The sequence below is a fragment of the Clostridium porci genome (assembly GCF_009696375.1).
GTDB lineage: Bacteria > Bacillota > Clostridia > Lachnospirales > Lachnospiraceae > Enterocloster > Enterocloster porci.
Window position 1 is genome coordinate 130450 of record NZ_VUMD01000004.1, and the last position, 21440, is coordinate 151889.

General features: G+C 49.1%; 19 protein-coding genes. 1 reads left to right on the forward strand and 18 read right to left on the reverse strand.

Annotation, left to right across the window (positions count from 1 at the left end; all coding sequences use genetic code 11):
* Positions 1-39: 39 nt before the first annotated feature.
* The 15 genes from FYJ39_RS05790 to ruvA all read right to left on the reverse strand — a co-directional run bounded on the left by FYJ39_RS05790 (position 40) and on the right by ruvA (position 17499).
* On the reverse strand, positions 40-1563 hold the full coding sequence (locus FYJ39_RS05790; protein ID WP_154471588.1) for a carboxypeptidase M32: 1524 nt from the start codon (positions 1561-1563) through the stop codon (positions 40-42).
* Positions 1564-1762: 199 nt separating this feature from the next.
* Positions 1763-2563: a prepilin peptidase gene (locus FYJ39_RS05795; RefSeq protein WP_154471590.1), complete on the reverse strand. Its 801-nt coding sequence runs from the start codon at positions 2561-2563 to the stop codon at positions 1763-1765.
* Positions 2564-2756: 193 nt separating this feature from the next.
* Positions 2757-3209: an NUDIX hydrolase gene (locus FYJ39_RS05800; protein WP_002567924.1), complete on the reverse strand. Its 453-nt coding sequence runs from the start codon at positions 3207-3209 to the stop codon at positions 2757-2759.
* A 173-nt stretch (positions 3210-3382) separates the two neighbouring features.
* Entirely contained in the window at positions 3383-4183 is an 801-nt protein-coding gene (locus FYJ39_RS05805; RefSeq protein WP_154471592.1) for an ABC transporter ATP-binding protein, read from the reverse strand.
* Between the two features lie 2 nt (positions 4184-4185).
* Positions 4186-5256: a FecCD family ABC transporter permease gene (locus FYJ39_RS05810; protein WP_235919748.1), complete on the reverse strand. Its 1071-nt coding sequence runs from the start codon at positions 5254-5256 to the stop codon at positions 4186-4188.
* Positions 5257-5259: 3 nt separating this feature from the next.
* The gene (locus tag FYJ39_RS05815; protein ID WP_154471594.1) at positions 5260-6393 is read right to left on the reverse strand and encodes an ABC transporter substrate-binding protein; all 1134 of its coding nucleotides are present in this window, start codon (positions 6391-6393) and stop codon (positions 5260-5262) included.
* Positions 6390-7589, reverse strand: coding sequence for a nitrogenase component 1 (locus FYJ39_RS05820; protein WP_154471596.1), 1200 nt, complete (start codon positions 7587-7589; stop codon positions 6390-6392). Before FYJ39_RS05820 ends, FYJ39_RS05815 begins: the two co-directional genes overlap by 4 nt.
* Positions 7590-7600: 11 nt before the next feature.
* Positions 7601-8878 carry a nitrogenase component 1 gene (locus FYJ39_RS05825; protein WP_154471598.1) on the reverse strand — a complete coding sequence of 426 codons (1278 nt, stop codon included), beginning with the start codon at positions 8876-8878 and terminating at the stop codon, positions 7601-7603.
* Positions 8844-9632, reverse strand: a complete 789-nt coding sequence (locus tag FYJ39_RS05830) for a nucleotide-binding protein (RefSeq protein WP_154471599.1) — start codon at positions 9630-9632, stop codon at positions 8844-8846. Before FYJ39_RS05830 ends, FYJ39_RS05825 begins: the two co-directional genes overlap by 35 nt.
* Positions 9633-9918: 286 nt before the next feature.
* Entirely contained in the window at positions 9919-11349 is a 1431-nt protein-coding gene (locus tag FYJ39_RS05835; protein WP_154471600.1) for a peptidoglycan D,D-transpeptidase FtsI family protein, read from the reverse strand.
* Positions 11346-12698, reverse strand: a complete 1353-nt coding sequence (locus FYJ39_RS05840; protein WP_154471601.1) for an FtsW/RodA/SpoVE family cell cycle protein — start codon at positions 12696-12698, stop codon at positions 11346-11348. The genes FYJ39_RS05835 and FYJ39_RS05840 overlap by 4 nt, the downstream gene beginning before the upstream one ends.
* 5 nt (positions 12699-12703) lie before the next feature.
* Positions 12704-14956 (reverse strand): U32 family peptidase, encoded by a 2253-nt coding sequence (locus tag FYJ39_RS05845; RefSeq protein WP_407923831.1) that lies wholly within the window; start codon positions 14954-14956, stop codon positions 12704-12706.
* 63 nt (positions 14957-15019) lie between these two features.
* Positions 15020-15709, reverse strand: a complete 690-nt coding sequence (zapA, locus tag FYJ39_RS05850; protein ID WP_154471602.1) for a cell division protein ZapA — start codon at positions 15707-15709, stop codon at positions 15020-15022.
* A gap of 107 nt (positions 15710-15816) precedes the next feature.
* A complete protein-coding gene (gene ruvB, locus FYJ39_RS05855) occupies positions 15817-16809 on the reverse strand; it encodes a Holliday junction branch migration DNA helicase RuvB (RefSeq protein ID WP_154471603.1) in 993 nt (330 codons plus the stop codon).
* Between the two features lie 57 nt (positions 16810-16866).
* Complete coding sequence (gene ruvA, locus FYJ39_RS05860; protein ID WP_154471604.1) at positions 16867-17499, reverse strand: Holliday junction branch migration protein RuvA; 633 nt, start codon at positions 17497-17499, stop codon at positions 16867-16869.
* 165 nt (positions 17500-17664) lie between these two features.
* Between ruvA and FYJ39_RS05865 the strand changes: the two genes are divergently transcribed.
* A complete protein-coding gene (locus FYJ39_RS05865) occupies positions 17665-18771 on the forward strand; it encodes a ribonuclease H-like domain-containing protein (RefSeq protein ID WP_154471605.1) in 1107 nt (368 codons plus the stop codon).
* Between the two features lie 57 nt (positions 18772-18828).
* Here FYJ39_RS05865 and xerD read toward each other — a convergent pair whose 3' ends face one another.
* The 3 genes from xerD to FYJ39_RS05880 form a co-directional block, all read right to left on the reverse strand.
* Entirely contained in the window at positions 18829-19719 is an 891-nt protein-coding gene (gene xerD / locus FYJ39_RS05870; protein WP_154471606.1) for a site-specific tyrosine recombinase XerD, read from the reverse strand.
* Between the two features lie 227 nt (positions 19720-19946).
* Positions 19947-20807: an EamA family transporter gene (locus FYJ39_RS05875; RefSeq protein WP_154471690.1), complete on the reverse strand. Its 861-nt coding sequence runs from the start codon at positions 20805-20807 to the stop codon at positions 19947-19949.
* 58 nt (positions 20808-20865) lie between these two features.
* Entirely contained in the window at positions 20866-21408 is a 543-nt protein-coding gene (locus FYJ39_RS05880) for a hypothetical protein (protein WP_154471607.1), read from the reverse strand.
* Positions 21409-21440 lie beyond the last annotated feature (32 nt).

The following is a 21440-nucleotide window of genomic DNA, read 5'->3' on the forward strand; positions in this document are numbered from 1 at the left end:
CCAGAAAAGAGCCGGCAGGCGATATATGATGGAATGTGTTTATTGCTGTGAGAGCCCTTCCTCTTGCACTTCTATGCCATAAAGCTTTGCATATTTTTCTTTCAGATAATCCAAATAATAATGCGGGTTAAAATCCTCTCCCGTCACATCCTTCAGCAGCTGGCGGCTAGTTTTAAGCTTTCCGAACTGATGGATATGCTCTTTCAAATACTGCCGGATCACATTCACCTTTCCCTTCTCCAGAAGTCCCTCAAAATCCATGTTCTTTTTCATATGGCAGTAAAGCTGTGCGCCAAAGGCGCTTCCCAAAGCATAGGACGGAAAATAGCCGAAGGAGCCTTGGGACCAGTGAATATCCTGAAGCGCCCCTTCTGCAGCCGTTTCAGGACGTACTCCCAAATATTCCTCATATTTGGAGGCCCAAACTTCAGGCAGCTTCTCCACATCTAAATCCTCCTCAATAAGCATTTTTTCAATCTCATATCGGATTAAAACGTGAAGGCTGTAGCTCAGCTCGTCAGCTTCGGTACGGATAAGGCCGGCTGTCACCTTATTGACAGCAGCCACAAAGGTATCCAAGCTTACCTCTCCCAGCTGCTTTGGAAACATGTTCTGCACACGCCCGTAGATGGGAACCCAAAAGGCGCGGTTTCTGCCGATTATATTTTCGAAAAAGCGGGACTGTGACTCATGCATTCCCATACTGGCTCCCTGACCTGCAGGAGTGAGTGTCAGCTCATCCCGGATTCCCTGCTCATAGATGCCATGGCCTGCCTCATGGATAACGGAGAACAGGGAGCTGTCCACACAGTCAGTATAATGAGTAGTAATCCGTACATCCTTATTATGAAGGTTCGTGGTAAAGGGATGGGCGCTAACTGCCATAACGCCCCGATCAAAGTCAAACCCCACATATTCAGCCAGGAACCGGGCCAGCTTCTCCTGCTGTTTCACAGGATAATCCCCCTTAAGAAAGCTGTCGTCCGCCTTTTTACTTTCCTCTGCCACCTGCTTTAAGAAGGGAACCAGTTCTCTTTTTAACAGTCCGAAAAACGCATCCAGATTTTCCATGGAAAATCCAGGTTCAAAGTCATCCAGCATCACATCATACAGCCTTTTTCCATTATTAGCCCGGTAGCCGGCAAATTTCTTCTGATATTCGATTACCCTTTTAAGGGTAGGAGCAAAGGCTTTAAAGTCATTGTCCTCCTTGGCTCTGGCCCACACCCTGGTAGCTCTGGCTGTAAGTGTGGCAAAATCCTGGTATTCATTCTGGGGAATACACTGGATCTTCTCCAGCTCCTCCCAAAGCTCCCGCACATTGGCGGCCTCTGGCTCAGACAGTGCTTCATCTTCCCTGCATTCCTTTAATCTCTGACGCAACTCACTACAGGTTAAGGCCTGAAAATATTCTCCAGAAAGTACTCCAATCACCTGGGAGGTCAGCTCTCCGGCCTCTTGAGGGGCCAGGGTTTCATTGTCCCATTCAAATAGAGTCATAGCCGTCTTAATAGCCATGACCCGATCCATATATGTCTTTAACTGCTCATATCGTTTACTCATTTCCAAACGCTTCCTTTCTATTTATATCTGCCTGCTCCGGTATAAGACACTTTAAAAAAAGGTTCCCCCATCCGCTCCTTTTTATTCTTCCTGCTAATTAAGAATACGAAGCCTCTCCTCTTCCGATAAAGCCTATTCCCTGTTCTGGTCTTCCACATTGTTTAAACTATAAGGCAGCTCTTAATGCTGTCTCTTCTACCTAGAAAAAGCCTGCATACCAGGACGTAATCCATTTCCCAAAGAGAAGGCAAAACCAGGTTCCTACAGCAATGGCCGGGGCAAAGGGAATCAGGGATGGTTCCTCTCTTTCCTTCCTCTGCCCGGATGATAAAGCAGCAAGAATTAACCCCATAATACAGCTGACAATCAGATTTAAAAGATTGCCAGGAAATCCAAGATAAAGGCCAGTAACAAAGAACAGCTTAATATCTGCGCCTCCCATGCTTTCCTTACCAAGCATCCGGTCAAAAGCTGTAGTAAGCAAACGCAGGCCGCCTGCTATGGAAACGCCTCCCATAAGTCCGGCTGTCAGCCGCTCCGTCACAGGCTCTCCTGAGTATGGTAGATAAACACACCACCAAAGAATCGCTGCCAGGTGAAAGCCATCAGGAATTTCATAAATCTCCCAATCTATCAAAGCCTCCCCCAGAAGGATGAACGTAAATATCAGATAGAAAATAGCCTTTAAACTAAGGCCATAACGAAAAAGCAGGCTGACAGCCACCGTTCCCATAAGCGTCTCTGACCACAAATAACGGAAGGGAATCGCAGCTCTGCAAAAGCGGCATCTTCCTCTTAGAAAAATCCAGCTAAATACCGGAATCAAATCCAAGACTCCCAGCGTATTACCGCAGGAAGGACAGCGGCTCCGTCCCTTCATAACACACTCTGCGCGAACCATCCTCCAGGACAGACAGTTGATAAAGCTGCCTCCGGCTGCTCCCGTAAGGAAGGCAAGGGCTGTGAAATATATAATTGCAGGCCAGTTATTCTCCACCATAGCAGTATCCCCGGTTTGTACTTACATGAATATCGGCATCCAATGCCGCTACCACCCATTATAGCTTATCCCAGGTTCCCTTACAACCGGTAAATCAAATATAATTACGTTACCTTCAAAGTCCGGCGGATTCCAGCTGATATCCAAAGGCGCCCCGGTGAGCCCGGAGCGCCTTAAAACTAAGTCAATTTCATTAAAAATATTTCTTGCTTCCCCAAAGATTACTTTTCTTCAAATCCAGATATTCATTGTAAGCCTTTTCCAGTATCTGCTTTTCATTGGAAAACTTAAGCAAATGGTAAGCCTCATAAAATTTATAATACCCCGAATCCAGAAAGTATTCTTCCCGCTGTGGTTTGCTGTAATAGCTGTCGGCCATCATCAGGTACCAGTGCACATCCTTTTCCACCACATCCTGAGGGGTGTTAAAGGAGTATTGGCTTTTACCTATATATTTGATAATGGATGCACTGACGCCGGTCTCCTCCTTTACTTCACGGAGCGCCGTTTCCTTATATTCCTCACCAGCTTCTACTGTTCCCTTTGGCAAAACCCAGCCTTCGTACTTATTTTTGTAATTTTTGTACAGAACCAGGATTTTTCCTCGAAAAATAACCACACCGCCGCAGCTCGTTGCTTCAATCATTGCAATTCCTCCTGGTGTTGGTGTGAACCTGGCTACGCTTTGTTAGCCCTTTTAACGGCCTGCGCAAGCCATAACTGGTCTTAGTATACAACGTTTGGAGGGGATATGCAAGGAGTATGTTTTATTTCATTATTATTTAACCTTCAACCAGCCTTTTTCTCTGGCAAAAGCGGTTATTGAGCGGCGGTCTCTTTTGCGATCTGATATGGAAAAATCGTATGGTATTTCCGCGAATCTACCAGCACGGAGACAACCTTCGTGCAAACGTCAAAGTACTCTCTGATGTGATCCTCGGTAACAATTTCCAGGGTATTCCCAATTATTTTTTTATTTTTATAACCCAGCATCAGCGTAGTATCTGAAATTTTCAGGGCATGATTTGGAAAATGAGTATTAATTAAACAGCTGGTTTGAAATTCCTTTGCCGCCCGCTCAATGGTATTTACAATTTGAAGCTGGTTTTTCATATCCAAATTGGACTCTGGCTCATCTAAAATCAGCAGCTCCGGCTCTGAAATCAACGCCCTTGCCATCATCACCATCTGCCGCTCGCCGCCGCTTAACTGATTGAAGCTTTTGCAGGCCAGCTTTTCCACCTGCAGAACCTTCAGAATTTCGTATGACCTTTCGTAATCCTCCTCTGACGGCATGGCAAAGAAGTTCTGTCTTGCATTTAGCCCCATAATTACCACATCAATCACACGATAGGAATAAATACTTTGTTTCGCCTGGGGAACATAGCTGGTATGCTTCCAAAATTCGTTTGTGCCGCTGCCCAAAGCCTGTCCATTGAACCAGGTTTGTCCTTCCTTCCATTTCAGAAAGCCCATAATGCATTTAAGCAGCGTTGTTTTCCCAACTCCGTTGGGACCAAGAATCGTCATAATCCTGTTGCTTTCCACAGAAAAATTAAGATTCTGTAAAAGCATGTGTTTTCCGTAACCAAAGCTTCCATTTCTGACTTCCAGCTTCATATTCAGCCCTTTCCCCCCATTGTTTTTCTTAACATATACGCAAAAAACGGCGCTCCTATCATCGCTGTAAGAATGGACAGCGGAAGCTCGGCTGCTGTTAACGTTCTGGCAATTCCGTCAATCAGCAGCAAATACGCTGCGCCTGATATTACACAGGCAGGCAGCAGCCCACGGTGATCATTGCCGACAAAAAAGCGGCAGATATGGGGAATCACCAGGCCAATCCAGCCAATGAGCCCACACAGAGAAACTGAAACGGCCGTCATAAGAGTGGAAGCTACAATAATCAGCAGACGCAGGAGCTCCACATTGACTCCCAGAGAGCGGGCCTCCTCTTCATCCAGAGACAGCAAATTCATTTTCCAGCGCAACGCCAGCATAACCAAAATGCAGGGGCCAAGAGTGGCGGCAGCCAGCCAAACCTTTTGATAGGAGGCAGACGCCAGGCTGCCCATCAACCATACGGTAATAGCCGGCAGCTTATCCTGGGGATCGGCGACGTATTTCACAAGAGACACCAACGCTTCAAACAACGCACTTACAATCACGCCGGAAAGCACAAGCATATACAGCTCTCTCTTTTTCTGCATCCGGGAAACCAGCAGCACCAAGCCTACAGCCAAAAGCCCGAAGGCCAGGGCCTGAAGCTGCACCAGAAAAGCGCCTGCCGAAAAGAGGATAGCAACCGCCGCACCAAAGCCTGCTCCAGCAGATACTCCCAGAATATCCGGGCTTACCAGAGGATTGCCAAATAAGCACTGATAAGCTGCACCGGAGCAGGCCAGTCCCGCACCGACGAGCATGCTCAGCAAAATACGGGGCAAACGCGCCTGCATTACTACATTTACCCGGATCTTATCCATTCCCTCCATTGAATCTGTAAACCACGCAGCAATGATTGCGGCAACCTCACCTGGTGTAATGGAATATCTTCCGATACACATGGAGAAGAAAAATGCTCCTATCAGCACCAGCAGCATAATCAGTATTTTCCCATAAACAGAATGCAGCACTGCCTTTTTCGTTCCCATGTCAATCTCTTTCCCCTCCTTTTTTCCAGGATTCCCCGTCATCTGTCAGAAATCCTGAGTATCATTTAAAATCTCGTCCAGCATAGCTTCTGTCAGCTCAAAGCCGTACACCTCTTTATAAAAATCCGAAACCTCCTTACGCATATCCAAATCCTCAAAAAGCTGAGGATGCTGAATTTTAGCCAGCCATTTCACCATCAGAGGCGTCTCCACTCCTGGCGGGTCCCACCGGTAGCCGCCAATCGGAATTTTATATACCTGTCCTTTTGCCACAGCGTCCAAAACCGACCAATCCTGTCCCTCCAGCTTATTTCCAACGATATCAGAGGGCTGCATAGATGTAAAATTACCAATATAAATAATATCCGGATTCCACTGGTAAATCTGCTCCATATTCACATTCAGCGCTTCACCTGACAAATCCTGCGCAGGATTCACAGCGCCGCTCTTACCAACATAGTACTCATAAAACCCGCTTCCATTTACCTTCAGATTATCTGACATAATCAAAATATTTTTATAATCCTCTAAAGAAAGCGTATCAATTTTCTCTGTTACCTCACCGACACTGTCATGGAAATAGGCAATCAGTTCTTCAGCCCGCTTCTCTTTGTCAAACATTTTCCCGATAATCCGAATCCAGGTTTCCAAATCCTCCAGTGTTCCATACTGCAGCGCCACTACTTTAATGCCTGCGGCTTCCATCTTTGCAATTTCTTCTTCCATGTAATTCCACTGGAAAACTACCTCTGGCTCCAGTTTCAAAAGCTCCTCAATATTTACCACAAAGCTGGTATCCACAAATTCTGTGTTGGCATGGGCCAGCTCAGGGTACATATATTTAAGGGCGCTGTCCTCATAGGCAAGAAGGGAAGAGGGATTGCAGGCAATTAAATGATCCGAGTTTCCGACAACAGCATAATAAATATAGGGAAAGGGCATAATGGTGGTTGCCACACGCTCCGGTACGCCATCCAGCACAATTTCCTTCCCCAGCTGGTCCACAATCACAATCTCCTCCTTGCCGATGCCTTTCTCGTCCCTGGACGCTTCTGTAATAACAGACTCCTCGGACTTCTCCTTGGCTACGCCTTCCCCTCTGGCTCCCTGGCAGCCGCCAGTCAGCGCCATACAGCCCACAGTTACACAGGTCAGCATAAAATATTTGATTCGTCTCATATCTGTTTGCACGAAATGTTTTCATGCGCTCCTCTCTCTTCGTATTCTGCCAACTCCTTTAAAAGCCTGTCAAACTCTTTGCTTAAAAATCTTGGCGCCTGATTCCAATATAATTTACTGGATAAGGCCACATGGGGCAAGGCCCGAAAGTCCATCCTCTCATCCCCCTCCAGCAGCTCCTCCATCAATGGATCACCTGCCAGAATCCGGTATGATCCAGACTCAATCAGCTCAATCAGCCTTTCCTCGCTATGAATATCAATATCCCCCTCTCCTGCAATATCATGGTTCAGCCCATACAAGGTACCCACCGCTACCTTTACATCTGGATTCTGCCTCAATATAGCTCTGCGCATGCTGTTCGCCAGCACCTGTTCTCCTACAATCAGAATCCCTCCTTCCTGAGAACCATCGCAAATTACCCTGCATTGCTGATCCTGAATCGTCCGCTCCAGAGCCTGACAAACCTCATCCTCCTTTCCAAGAGGCATGCCAACCACATAGGGAATTTGGAACTTCTCCCAAAGCAGCTTTGCCGCCGCCACACCGGATTCAGTCACCACCAGGTTAACCTCTGCCCCGGCCAGATTACGTATCTGCTCCATAGATGCGCCCATCATCATGCGCCCCACTACGGTAAAGCCCCAGGAGGTAAGGCATTCCGTCAAATCTGTGTCGTTTCCATTTGCCCCCATGTCAATGGCGTTGGTGCCTAGAATATTGACGCCTCTGTCAACCCGTTTCTCCTGAGCTCTGGTAAACCGCCCGATCAATGCGCAAATGGCCGCTTCCACCCCTTTGTTGTATAAGCCCAGGCCATTGGTATCAAAACCAAAGGAGGGTACCCCTGTCTCCATCTCAATTTCCCTGGCAATTCCTTTCATATCTGAACCGATCACCATAGGCACCGGGCTTCCAATAACCGTATAAATGCTTGGCTTTACCAGCTCTCCCGCCTGAATGGCATTGTCAATCAACCGGTCATCCCTGCCAAGCACCGCGTCAATATCCCGCAGCCCCGAGCAGAAAATTTTCGCCTTGCTTCCATACCAGCGAGGCTCGTCATATCCTGTATAGTTTCCCGTACAGCCAGACGCATCATGAATAATGGTAACTCCTCCAAGATCAAATACGGCAGAGCATACCCCTGAATAATCCGGTGCCAGTGCGGGAAGGGTTATCCACAACTGCTCCATGATCCTCAACCTCACACAACCAGTACTGCATCATCTAAAAGTTTCCTTAAATCTGCTTTCTCCCCAGCAGCCTTTTCCATCATCTCCATCAACTCCACAATCCCTCCATATCCATAGAGTCCATGCTGCCCTCCTAGATCCAAAACATGAGCCGCCCCGGTAATATACGCAGCGCTGTACCCAATCGACAAAGCTTCTTGTGTCAGCTTTTCAAACACAGTGACTCTTGGATTCTGTGTCTGGATGATATTTACCTGGGGATGCTTCGATACTATCCATTTATAATTCTCCTCATCCGGGGGCAGCACCTTCTGTTCAAAAATATGCGTCACCTGGAACCCATGCTCCAGCAGCGCTCTCGCCAGATCAAAGGGCCGCGTCACAGCCTCACCGTCCAGGAGCACCGTCATTCCCTTCAGCTTCCCTGCTGTCTCCCACATCCTCCGCTCACATTCTTCCTCATAGATGGAAAGCTCCGGACACCTTACCCGCAGCTTATCCGCAATACGGCTGTAGGTATCCCTAATACAGGAAGTCCGAAAACTTGTCAGCGCCGTTACAAACGGAGTTCCATGCTTGCTCTCCATCTGCTGGGAGGCATATGTTCCGGCTGGGGAAATCACCAGATTCAGACAGCTGCGCGCCATCTCCTGATAGGCGTCAAAGCCTTCATAATTAGAAATATGCCGGATGTCTGAAATCCCCATCCTTTTCAGTATCGTAAACAGCTCGCTGGTCTGACGCAGAGGTGAAAGGCTGCCAATCAGGTTTACGCCCTGATCCCGCTCCTTCGTTACGTCCAGAAGGCTGTAAATCTTATTCTGAATATTGACGCCCGGAGGAAGCTTCGTATCCGTTGAGGTAGGATTCATATGGCAGAACATAAATCTTATATGGGGATACGCTGCGGAGAGCTCCTCTGTCAGAGCGTCATGATCCGTCCCCAGCAGATCATCAATACAGCTGACAAAAATCATCAGCACACGAGGCATCCGGTTCCGTTTCTCCAGATGTGCCAGCAGCTTCCCTGCACCTTCAATGATTCTCTCCTCATACCCACCGGAAACAATGTCCTCTTCCGTCAAAAACAGATAGGACACCCGGTTTTTCCGTTTTTCAAGGCAGGCAGCCAAAGCCCCGTGCCGGCCGCAGGCTGCCGGACTTACAAAAAGCTGATAGCTGTCGGGAACCAGATGCCCTGTTTTTACCACTCCCCATCCTCCGTGTGCCGGGGACGAATAATGAAGAGAGTCCTCAAAGCCATTCCTTTGCGCACAGCATCCGTTCATGTCCGCTCACCTCCAATACTTTATCTGCCAAACTGGCATAGACCTTTGCCATACTGCTTTCCGGCAACGCTTCGACGACAGTCTTTCCCTGGGCCTCCGCAATCTGAACCGCCTTATCACGGGGAATAATGCTGATGACGGGCTCACCTATCTCCTGAGCCGCCTTCTCTACCAGCTGTTTCTCGTTTTCTACATTTCTGCAGTTTAATATAATTCCACCCACTTTTGCATAACCCCGTTTCCCAAAATTATGGACAGCGCTGGCAATATTTGAAGCCGCATAGAGGGCCATCATCTCTCCTGAGGTTACAATCAGCACCCGTTCTGCAAAGCCGCCGCGAATGGGCATGGCAAAGCCGCCGCATACCACATCTCCCAATACATCATAGAGTACGATGTCGGGTTGAAAGCGCTCAAAAGCCCCCAGCTCTTCCAGCTTTTCAAAGGCCGTGATAATCCCTCTGCCTGCACAGCCAATACCTGGAGTAGGACCTCCGGCCTCCACACAGAGAATACCATGATATCCAGTGTAAACCAGATCCTCCAGCGTTACGCCCTGGGGGCCCTTTTCCCGAATCTGTCCCAGGACTGTCGGAATCTTTACGCCACCCATCAGACATTTGGTAGAGTCTGACTTGGGATCACAGCCAATTTGCATGACCTTATAGCCAAAGGTGCTTAAGGCCGCTGACAAATTCGACGTTGTGGTGGACTTTCCAATCCCTCCCTTTCCATAAATTGCGATTTTGATCATAGGAATACCTCTTAACTTCAATTTTAACACATAATTTCATTACTGAAATTGATGATTAGTTATGGCTAACTTCTAAAGAAGTCTACTACGAACTTCCACATTCGTCAATACTTTTAATTCTCAATTAGGAAATTTAAGAAATCCTGATCAAGGAAAAATTTTGCTGAAACAGGGCGGCTAACCTGCCGCCCCCCATTAATACAAGGAAACAAAAGAACATGTCAAACCAATATGAGCGCCGGGAACATTTTTACCGGGCTATGAGAGCCCTTCTCCATTTCGCCTCCTAACGGCTCATATATAAATCAAAGAGCTGCCGTGCAATGGGAACTGCCGCTTTCCCACCGCTTCCTCCTTCTTCCACTAAAACCGTAACCACCAGCCTTGGAGACTCTGCCGGCGCAAATCCGGTAAACCAGGCGTGGGTTTCCTTTCCTGCCTCAAATTCCGCTGAACCGGTTTTGGCAGCCACTGTATATGCGTCGGTTCTTGCTCCAGAAGCTGTGCCCTCTGTAACCACTGCCTGCATCAGCTCCGTCAGATCAGCAGCCTCCTTTGCCGTCATAAGGCTGCCATAGGAGGATGGCATGAATTTTTTAATCTCCTCTCCCCCTGCACTTACCACAGAATCTAAAAAATAAGGCTTCATCAGCGTACCGCCGTTTGCAATGGCTGCCGTTATCATGGCGCTATGGATAGGCGTTATCTGGGTGGCACCCTGGCCGATAGAAGTTTGAAGTATTTCCCATGGGCCGGCTCCTTTGTTCATATGAAAGGCACTCTGCTTGTAGGGCACGCCGGGAAGGGGCAGACTGGCGTTAAACAGAAGCTCCCCGGCAGTCTCATTAAAATTTCCCAAATCCATTTCCAGACCCAGGCTGGCAAAGGCCCCATTACAGGAATTGGCGAAGGCCTGAGTCAAATTCTGACGTCCGTGGGCTGTGGAATGATAGCATTTAATCTGGTATTTCCCGTTGCTGTAAACCCCACTGCAATCAAACTGGTAATCCTTATAATCATCAGGGCGCTCTCTCATATATGCAAGGGCTGTCACAATTTTAAAGGTGGAGCCCGGAGGATACAGTCCCTGAGTGGCCCGGTTTAAGAGACGTCCTTCACCATTTCTATCGCCTGTAAGCTCCTCCCAGTCCTGAAGTAGGGTATTGGGATCATAGCCGGGCTTGGATACCATGGCAAGAATCTTTCCGGTATCCGGCTCCATGGCAATCACAGCCCCTTTCCGGTCTCCAAGAGCCGCATAGGCTGCCTGCTGAAGCTCTGCATCCAAAGTAGTGTAAACACTGTCTCCAGGGTTCTTCTTTCCTGCCAGCTCATTGGCAATCTGTTCAATCAGATTTACATGAGATGTAAGCAGATAGAAATTTGCCATTGCTTCTATCCCTGTTTTTCCCCTGGCAGAGTATCCCACCACATGGTCAAAGACACTGCCATAGGTATAGACCCGGCTCTCATTCCCATCTTCATCTATCTGGGTCTGTGCCAGCACCGTGCCATCCTCCGCCAGAATGTTACCTCTAAAAATCTGATCAGAAAAGCTATCCAAACGTGCATTGTAGGAATTGTTAATCACATCCTCACTTCCAACCTGAATAAAATACCCCAGATACACCGCCAATGACAGGAACAATCCCACGATCACATAGGTAATTCTTATAATATTTTTATTGGCCTTCGGGTTTGGACTTGCCTTCTTCATAAAGCCTCCTCTTCCATATCCTCCTCATCGCTGCACTTTAAAATATAAAGCCCCTGTATCATTCCAAACAGCAGGAAAGCGCTTAAAATAGAGCTGCCTCCGTAGCTTACAAAGGGCAGGGTTACTCCTGTAGAGGGAATAAACTTCGTTACTCCGCCCACTGTCAAAAACACCTGGATAATATATTCTATCCCAAGCCCAAAGGCAATGAGCTTATAAAACATAGCCTGCATGCTGGCCGCAATCATCATAAACTGGATAAAGCAGCCCAAACAGATAAGAAGCACGCAGACTGCGAATATTCCTCCTAGCTCCTCTGACACGGCGGCAAAAATAAAATCCTTCTCCACCACCGGTATCTTTCCCGGCATCCCCTGTCCAAGACCCATGCCGAACCATCCGCCTGTGCCAATGGCGAACAAGGACTGAGTAATCTGATAGCCTTTGTTGTCGATATCTGCCCAGGGGTTTTTCCATGCTGCCACCCGCCTTTGTACATGTTCAAAGAGCCGATACGCCGTCATAGACGCCGACGCCCCTAAGCAGGCCCCTACCCCCAGGTAAAGCCAGCTTCCAGTTGCGATAAACAGCATCAGCACATACGTAAGAAAGAAAATCAGAGCGCCTCCCAGATCCTTGGACAGCACCATTATCAGCACATGGGCCGCAGCCACCGCTGTGGTAGTGACAATGGTTTTAAAATTCAGGGACTGGTAGAAGGCAGCTGCTACAAACAGTACAAAGGTGAGCTTCACAAACTCGGAAGGCTGGATGGCTATTCCTCCGATGGTCAGGGATAGCTGAGCCCCGAAGCTTTCATTTCCTGCCAGCCATACCGCCAGAAGCACCGCAAGCCCCACCCCGGCATAAAACCACCGGAACTTATAAAGCTGCCACACCCGTTCCATAATATATGGGATAAGCCACGCAGCAACCGCAGAGACCGCCGCGATAGCAAACTGGCGGACTGCCTTATCCATCTCCCTGCTTAAGGACAGACGTGTCAGCATTATAAACCCAACGCACAGCAGCATGCAGGTATTATTCACCAACAGTCTGGACACATTTCTGAATATCATCCGGTACAAATAGATGTAACACAGGAAAAACACTGCCTGAGCCCCATAAAATCCCATCAGCATTCCCCTCAAGACTTCATCCTCCGTCTTTAAGTACATCACAAGATAGGCCAGAAAATGGAGCCCTAACATAACCCGTATCTGCCTGCCGCAGATCCTCCGCTTTTGCTCTATATAGGGGCAAGAAAAGAAACGGAAATTGGCATAGGTGTAGACAGCCATAAGGATAATCATCATATATTTGGATATCTGGGCAATAAGATTGGTCATAAGCATTACTCCACTCCACGTTTAAAATGTCCCCTGGTAAACTCCCTGTAAGGAACCTTCACTGTCTCCCCATAGAAAAATGCCCTTGAAAAAGCGTCCAGAACAGCCTCTGCCTGCGTTGCGTCCTCCAGCGTAAATGCCAGACGGATTCCATACACGCCAAGGGCCTTCACCTCCATTTCATACCCCAGCAGAGAGGTAGGGGAGGGATTATAAATGGTATTATAGCAGAAAGCACAGTGGTTTTTTACAGGAAGAAAAGCACCCGTCCGATCCTTTAGCATCAGGCTTCCCGGCTTTTGACAGCAGCCTTCTGATGTCCGGGTAATACACTGAGCTGACACCATCATAGGAGCATGGCCATAAACCATCAGTTCAGCCGGTATTCCAAAATCAGAACAAGCAGACAGGACAGGCTCCAGCTCCCTGACATTCAGCTCCAAAGGCAAAGTAAGGGACTTCGCCCCGGTTTGAGCCAGGACTCCTACTGCTCTGGTATTCCATCCGTAGACAGATGCGTCCAGCTTGAAGGGAAGCTGTACCCCTGCCTCCCTAAGCCACTGCACTTCCTCCAGAGCTTTTATAATCACTCCATCAAAACCAGCCTCATTCAGCAGCGCCTTATTGGTTTTGAAATACCTGATAGCATGCTCCCTGAAAATCTGAGGCAACATAAGGTAGCAGCTTTTATCCCTTTTATGGCAGCGGCCTGCTGTTTCCTTCCAGCTTTCGGGAGGGAAGGCTCCCGCGTCAATATAGATAGCCGCCGCTTCTTTGCAGGCCAGAGCTGGAGGAAGCTGTGCAAGATCCTCCAGAGATACGGACATCTGGAGCGCCAAGGATACAGAAGGCTTTGGCTTTGCTCCGTTTCCCCTCCTGCTCTTCTGCTTTCTGTCCGTCTCCGCCCATTCCGTAGCTGGGTATCCCTTTATATTTCTCCTGCAAGGCTCCAGTACCTTCTCTTGTAGGGCCTCAAATCCCTTTCTTCTCAGCTCGTTTAACGCTTGAACCGGAAGAAACAGCTCCCCCTTTATATCTGTAGTCAGACGGGTAAGAGTAAAGGGTGTCCCCCCTGTTTTCTTAAGCTGCCTTTCCACTGTTTCCCGTGTGATCGGCTGCTTTAAGGCTGCTTTAGGGGCCTGTCCCTCCACAGCCACCCCCCTTTTGCCTGATCGTAAGGTCAGTCTGGCGGGAAGTCCCTGCTCCAGGGTAATGTAACCCTCAACCGGCTCCTTAAGCTCCGCCTCCACATAGGTTTGATCCAGAAAGCTAAAAAGCCTGGGGTTTCCCTCCCGAAACTCCGGCTTTGCCCTTAAAGCCAGCATTTCACGCCCGTTATGAGCGTGGTAGTACCCAGAGGTAAAACCGCCTCTGTCAAAGAGTTCTAAAAGCTCCTTCCTGTCCTCCGGTTCTACATAATAGCCCTCTCTGCCCTGTTCCAGATAGAGATCCGTATATTTGCGGTAGATACGGACGACTCCGGCTGTGTAGCGTGAACGTTTCATCCTTCCCTCAATCTTAAGAGAATAGACGCCTGCTTCTATTATATCCGGCAGAAGATCCAGAGTACATAAATCCTTCATGCTCAGTACATGCCGTTCATGTTTCTGATTTAAAGGCTTCTGGGGCTGGCTTCTCTCATACACCGTATAGGGCAGGCGGCAGGGCTGGGCGCAGCGCCCCCGGTTTGCGCTTCTTCCTCCGATCAGACTGCTCATCAAACATTGACCGGAATAGCAATAGCACAGTGCGCCATGAACAAAGCTTTCGATCTCCACATCTACTGCGTCGTGAAGCCTCCGGATTTCAGCCAGAGACATTTCCCTCGCAGTCACGATCCGGCTGCATCCAAGCTCCTTCATCATCCTGGCCCCATATAAGCTGGTAATGGTCATCTGGGTGCTGGCATGAAGCTCCAGGCCCGGAAATTTAGTCTTTAGCTCCTGCAGTGCCCCCAGATCCTGGACAATGGCTCCGTCCAGACCCGCCAAATAGTAAGGCCTCATGTATTCTGCCAGATCCTTTAGCTCCCGTTCTTTAAAAAGGGTATTCACGGTCATATACAGTTTGCGCCCATGTAGATGTACGTAATCAATGGCCTCCACCAGCTCTTTTTCATCTGCGTTATCTGCGTAGGCTCTAGCCCCAAACCGGCTGCCTCCCATATAAACCGCGTCGGCTCCGGCCGCCACCGCCGCCTTCATGCTGTCCCAGGAACCGGCTGGAGCCAGTATTTCTACCTGTTTTTTCTCCATCATACTTTGACCTTTCTGAAACAAAGGATGCCTCACGTTGATTCATGAGACATCCCCCTTGTTCTTTTATCTGCGCCCGCCTTTGCGTCCGGCAGCCTTTCTGGCTGCCTGCAAAGCCTTCTGCGCCAGCTCTTCTTCCGCAGCCTCTGTACCCTCTAAGGTGCAGGCTGTCTCTGGAAGGACTTCCTTCTCTGCCCCCTGCTCTATGCTGTCCTTCGTCTGTAACGTTTCATCTTGCGTATCTGACATTTCTGTCTGCTCTACCTCAAGGGTCTTCGTTATTTCCTCTGTTGCCCTTATCTGCACTCTGGAGGCAGCTGCCTCCCTCTCCCTTTGACCCCTGTCTGTTTGCTGTCTGACTTCCTTTAGCTCTCCCTCCAGCTGTGCGCACCTTCTGGAAAGTTTCTCCAGCTCTCTCTGGCGTTCCTCTAAATCCTTAAGCACTGCCTCCAGCTTCATCTGGGAGCTGACCAGCTCATGCTTTAAACTGTAGGTTTCCTTCTCCAGCTCCTTTTTCTGGCGTTCCATACCGCCTGCACGCTCCACAGCCTTGAAATAATCGTCGGCAAGGTTCAGCTCCATCATTACCGTCTGGTAATCGGCGTTCTGCTTCGTGTACCCCGGCACCTTGCGCATCTGGGCTTTTTTCTCATTTACATAGCTGGCTGTCTTCTGAAGATAGCCTTCATCCTCGCTGCCCCCTAAGGTATATATCTTTCCATCTATTAACACCTGCGTATAGTTCTTCGCTTCCATCTATGTCTCCTGCTTTCAAAACGGGCTTTTTGGGTTACCTTTCATCAATGATACCATAATCAGACCAAACCCTCAACCCCTCTGCATACAAGATTTTAAGCAGACCGTCACAGCTCAAGCCCCAGATGCCTGTAGGCTGTCTCTGTTGCGGTGCGCCCTCTGGGTGTCCGGTTAATCAGTCCGTTCATCAGAAGATACGGCTCGTATACATCCTCCAGAGTACCGGAATCCTCTCCCAGAGCCGCAGCCAACGTATCAAGCCCCACCGGTCCGCCGGAGAATTTCTCTATAATCATCAACAGGATATTCCTGTCGTTCTGGTCCAGTCCCAGCTTGTCCACATCCATTATATCCAGAGCAAAATCCGTCACTTCTTTTGTAATAACACCCTCATACTTAACCTGGGCAAAGTCCCGGACCCTCTTTAACAGCCGGTTTGCCAGACGGGGCGTTCCTCTGGAACGCCTTGCAAGCTCTAGGGCTCCCGTCTCCTCAATCTCCACATTTAAAATTCTGGCTGAGTGAAGGATAATCCTGCCCAGTTCCTGAGGCGTATAAAATTCCAGCCTCTGAACCACTCCGAACCGATCTCTGAGAGGCGCCGTCAGAAGCCCGGCTCTGGTAGTGGCCCCTACCAGCGTAAAATGAGGAAGTTCCAGACGGATGGATCTGGCTGTCGAATCCTTTCCCAGCATAATATCAATGGCAAAGTCCTCCATAGCCGGATACAGTACCTCCTCCACCTGACGGTTCAGGCGGTGAATCTCATCCACAAAAAGCACATCCCCCTCCTGGAGCCCATTAAGTATTGCCGCCATTTCCCCCGGCTTTTCGATGGCCGGGCCGCTGGTTACCTTCATGCTGGTTCCCATTTCATTGGCAATAATACCTGCCAGGGTAGTCTTTCCCAGTCCCGGAGGCCCGTAAAAAAGCACGTGATCCAGAGCCTCCCCCCGTTTTTTAGCCGCTTCTATATATACGTTCAGCGTAGACTTAAGCTTTTCCTGGCCTACATAATCGGCAAGCCGCTGAGGCCTCAGCGTCGTCTCAATACGCACATCCTCATCTGTAGCTTCCGTTGTTATAATTCTGCGTTCCATAAATACCTCAACCATCCATCCATTTGCCCCGCTCTTCCCCTGCAGCAACGGCATCATTTATAAAAAGGACAAATACTTTAGCGACGCCTTCAGGACATCCTCCGCAGTCATCCCCTCCGAAACCTCCACCTGCTTCACAGCTCTGACCGCCTCCATATTGGAATAGCCCAAAGCGACCAATGCCTGAACCGCCTCCTTTGCAGCCTCCGCCAGCTCCAAGGCCAACGCCCCGCCGGGCGATACAGCTCCCTCTCCCGGTGCATCCGCCAGCTTCGCCAGCACCCCCTCCATGGGTATCCTGTCCTTCAAATCCAGAATCAGCCTCTGGGCAGTCTTAGCGCCGATCCCCGGAGACTTGGACAGAGCCTTCACATCCTCGCTGACAATGGCAAGCCTCAAGGCATCGGGACTCAGTGCCGAGAGAATCCCCAAAGCTCCCTTTGGACCAATGCCGTTCACTCCGATGAGCTGTTTGAACATATCCCTGTCTTGCCTGTGCAGGAAACCGTACAGGGTCATAGCGTCCTCCCTCACCTGAAAATATGTATGAACTGTCACCTCCGTCCCCAGATCCGGAAGCTCCGGAAGGAGGGAAACCGGCACATGAACAGACAGCCCCACCCCTCCTGCCTCTACTACGATTGTATCCTCATTTACAGCCACTAAGGGCCCCTTTATATAAGAAATCATGGTTTTTCCCCATTCTCTTTCCTTATCATTTCCTGCCCTTCATCATATCATACCCCTTTATTCAATGCAAGAGATAACGAACAAATATTCTGTTCTCCCCTTGCATTCGGAGGCAAATTACGGTAAACTAACGGATATAGAGGAATAACAAAGGAGCCCTGTCTTATGATAACCATTAAGCGCCCGGTTGATTTACCAGATACATATCCCCTGGAACGCATCGGCCCCTTAAAGGAGCTGCTGTTCTTTGATATCGAAACCACTGGCTTTTCTGGCGATACCTCACAGCTTTACCTTATCGGCTGCACCTATCACGACGGCTTTGGCTGGAAGCTGATCCAGTGGTTTGCGGATACAAGGGACAGTGAAGGCCAGCTTTTGGAAGCCTTTTTTACCTTTATGGAGAGGTTCAAGGTACTGGTGCATTTTAACGGGGACGGATTTGACATTCCCTATCTCTTAAAACGCTGCAAACACCTTGGGCTAAACTATAATTTTGACAAAATCACAAGTCTGGATCTCTACAAAAAAATAAAGCCCTACCGGAAGCTTCTGGGGCTTGAGAACATGAAGCAGAAATCCATTGAAGCATTTCTGGGCGTCAGCCGGGAGGATAAATATTCCGGAGGCCAGCTTATCGACGTTTACAGAGAATATCTTATGACCCGCCAAACCCTCCTGTATGATCTTCTCATTCTTCACAATGAGGACGATTTAAGGGGAATGCCCTCCATTCTGCCAATCTTAAGCTACCCGGATCTGATGGAGTCGCCCTTCTCCCTGCTCTCCCAGCAGGCCTGCTCCTGTGAAAATAACCAGGGAACTGACTGTGCATTTTTAAATCTGGTATGGAAAAGTCCATATACTGTCCCGGTGCAGCTGTCATATGACTGCTATCCGGTAAGCCTGGAGCTTCATCAGGATACCCTAACCTGCAACATTGCCCTGTATCAGGGAGAGCTTAAGTATTTCTATCCCAACTACAAGGACTATTACTACCTGCCCCTGGAGGATGCCGCTATCCATAAAAGCGTAGGAGCCTATGTAGACAAAAACGCACGGAGGAAAGCCACTGCCAAAACCTGCTATACCAGAAAGCAGGGGCTTTTCCTTCCCCAATTCGGCTCTCTATGGGCCCCGGCCCTGCGGGAGGACTATAAAGCTTCCCTGACCTATACCCAGTATTCCCCGGAGCTTTTGTCCGATACAGACTGTGCCGATACCTATGCCAGACAGCTTTTATCCTATGTAAGCGAAAAAAATCGCCTGTAGAGCAGGCCAATCCCCGAAGAGCAGCAGCCCTTCGGGGATTTACAATTCAGTTCTCTGTCAGGCTTTTTTTCTCATGAAAGCATCCCGGTAAGCCTCCCTGACTGTACTGTCCGAATAGGCCGCGTACATCTGAGTCGTAGCTGCGTCGGAGTGTCCCAGCATCGCCTGGACCGCATGAATGTCCGCCCCGCCCCGGAGCAGATGAGCCGCGAAGGAATGGCGCAGGGTGTGGGGAGTTATATCCGCCTCTATGCCTGCTTTCGCCCCATAACACTTAATAATCTTCCAAAAGCCCTGTCTGCTCATGGCCCTTCCGTTGCAGTTGGTAAAAAGCCACTCCGACTCCTTTCCTTTTAAAAGAGCCTCACGTCCCTGATCCAAATACCGTACCATAGCCTGCTTTGCGTTTCTCCCAAAAGGCACCATCCGCTCCTTTTGGCCGTCCCGGCAGGTAATGTAGCCTACCTGCAGATTCAAATCATTCATGGAAAGTCCAATGAGCTCCGACACACGGATTCCCGTAGCGTATAAAAGCTCCAGCATGGCCTTGTCCCGAATTTCCTTAGGCGAACCATTCATTGGCTGCTCCAGAAGAGCATTCACCTCATTAACGGTCAAAATAACCGGCGCTTTCTTTTCAATCTTAGGCGCCTTTAAAAACTCCGCCGGATCTCTGCGTATCCTTCCTTCCCGGAAGAGGAAATGAAAAAATGCTTTGATGGAAGCCAGCTCTCTTGAAATGGTAGTTGTCGCCTTCCCTTCCTTTTCCAAAAAAAGGATATAAGAGTTGAGGCTGGTCCTTGTGATCTTTCCAACCTCGGTAATCCCCTTTTCCTCCAAAAACGCTGCCAGCTGCGTCAAATCCCTCTGGTAAGAGACTTCCGTATTTCTGGAAGTCTTTTTCACATCCCGCAGGTAGTTTACAAAGTTTTTTATTTCCGACGTCATATGCTTCAATACCCCTAACCCATTACTTACAAAAATCACGCAAAATTCCTGTGCTGACTATCATTATAGCCACATTTTCTTATAAAATCAAACATATTTTTCCCACTTTATGCCACTTTTCTATCTACTTAACATAAAACATACAACATGTTGGAGGGGGAGGTAAGCTTCAACCAACATGTTGTAAACTTATTGAGAAAATTTACATTCCAATACCTGGCCAAAGGCTATAAAAGCAAAAGAAAAGTGCCTGCCGTTAGCAAAGCAAGGCCGTAAAGCGATGCTTTCGTCAACCGCTCTCTTAAAAGCAGCCGGGAAAAGAATATAGTGACTAGAATGCTCAGCTTATCAATGGGCGCCACAATGCTGGCAGGCCCTTCCTGGAGCGCTCTGTAATAGCACAGCCAAGAACCTCCCGTGGCAAATCCGGATAGAATCAAAAAAAGCCAACACCTCCCTTGCAGCTTTTTGAGGCTGTACTGGCTTCCCCGAAGAAATACCATCAGCCATGCCATCAAAAAAACCACACAGGTACGGAGGGCTGTTCCCAGATTCGATTCTACCCCTTCAATTCCTATCTTTCCCAAAATAGAGGTCAGGCTCGCAAAAACAGCCGATAGCAATGCCGCTATCAGCCACCGGCTTCCCTCCCTGCCTTCCGGTTCCCCTTCCTTCCTCTGAATCATCATCCAGGTTCCGGCTCCAATTAATATCATGCAGAAAACCTTCAGCCCTCCCAGCTCTTCCCCCAGTATCAGGCATGCCAGAAGCATTGTCAGTACGACGCTGGATTTGTCAATGGGAGCCACCTTATTTACATCTCCCAGCTGCAAAGCCCGGAAGTAAAACAGCCAGGACGCCCCTGTAGCCAAGCCTGACAGAACAAGAAAACAAAGAGAGCTCCCGCTGATAGCCCCTATGGTTTTAAATCCTCCTGTCAGCAAAGCCATGAACCATGAAAATATTAAAACCACCGCTGTGCGGATAGCGGTCGCTACAGAAGCATCCACATCCCTAATACCAATCTTGGATAGAACCGCGGTAAGGCCCCCAAACACAGCCGATCCCAACGCAAACACAAGCCACATGATCCTTAAGTCACCCCAGTCTTTTTTCACAGGCCAATTCCTTCCCCGGCGTGTAAGCTTAAACCATCCCCCACACCACAGGCATCAGATATATCTCCAGGCAAGCCCCGGCTCCGGCAATCAGCAGCAGAAGTATTCCCGGCAGTATATGAAGTCTCTTAGGTCCCGGCCCGGCCCACCGGGACAGTACATACCACACCATCAGGTACAGAATTCCCTGAGGCAAAACTGCGCCGAGAAAGGCCCCAATTCCCAGCATTCCTTTTCGCATGGTAAGCACCGACAACACCACAGCCACCGACATTCCGCAGTAGAAGGTGAGAACGCCGTAAAGCAGCTGACTGCACACAGTAAGTCCAGCCAGCCAGCCGGCCCCGGTTTCCAGGGCTCTCTGCCTCCACACAGACAAAAATATCCCCACTCCCGTACACCGGGATTGTCCTGCCGTTTGGGCCGCTCCCAGGATACTGCCCTGCACCACAGGCCCTCCAAAAGCTAGGGCAGCTCCTGTCCCGGTCAAAACACCCAAGGCAAAGCAAGCCAGCAGCCAGTCATCATAAGTCAGCCTCCTGAATACCAGCCTTAACTGCCTAACCACCATCCTTCACCTCTTCCTGTCCCAGCCTCTGATTC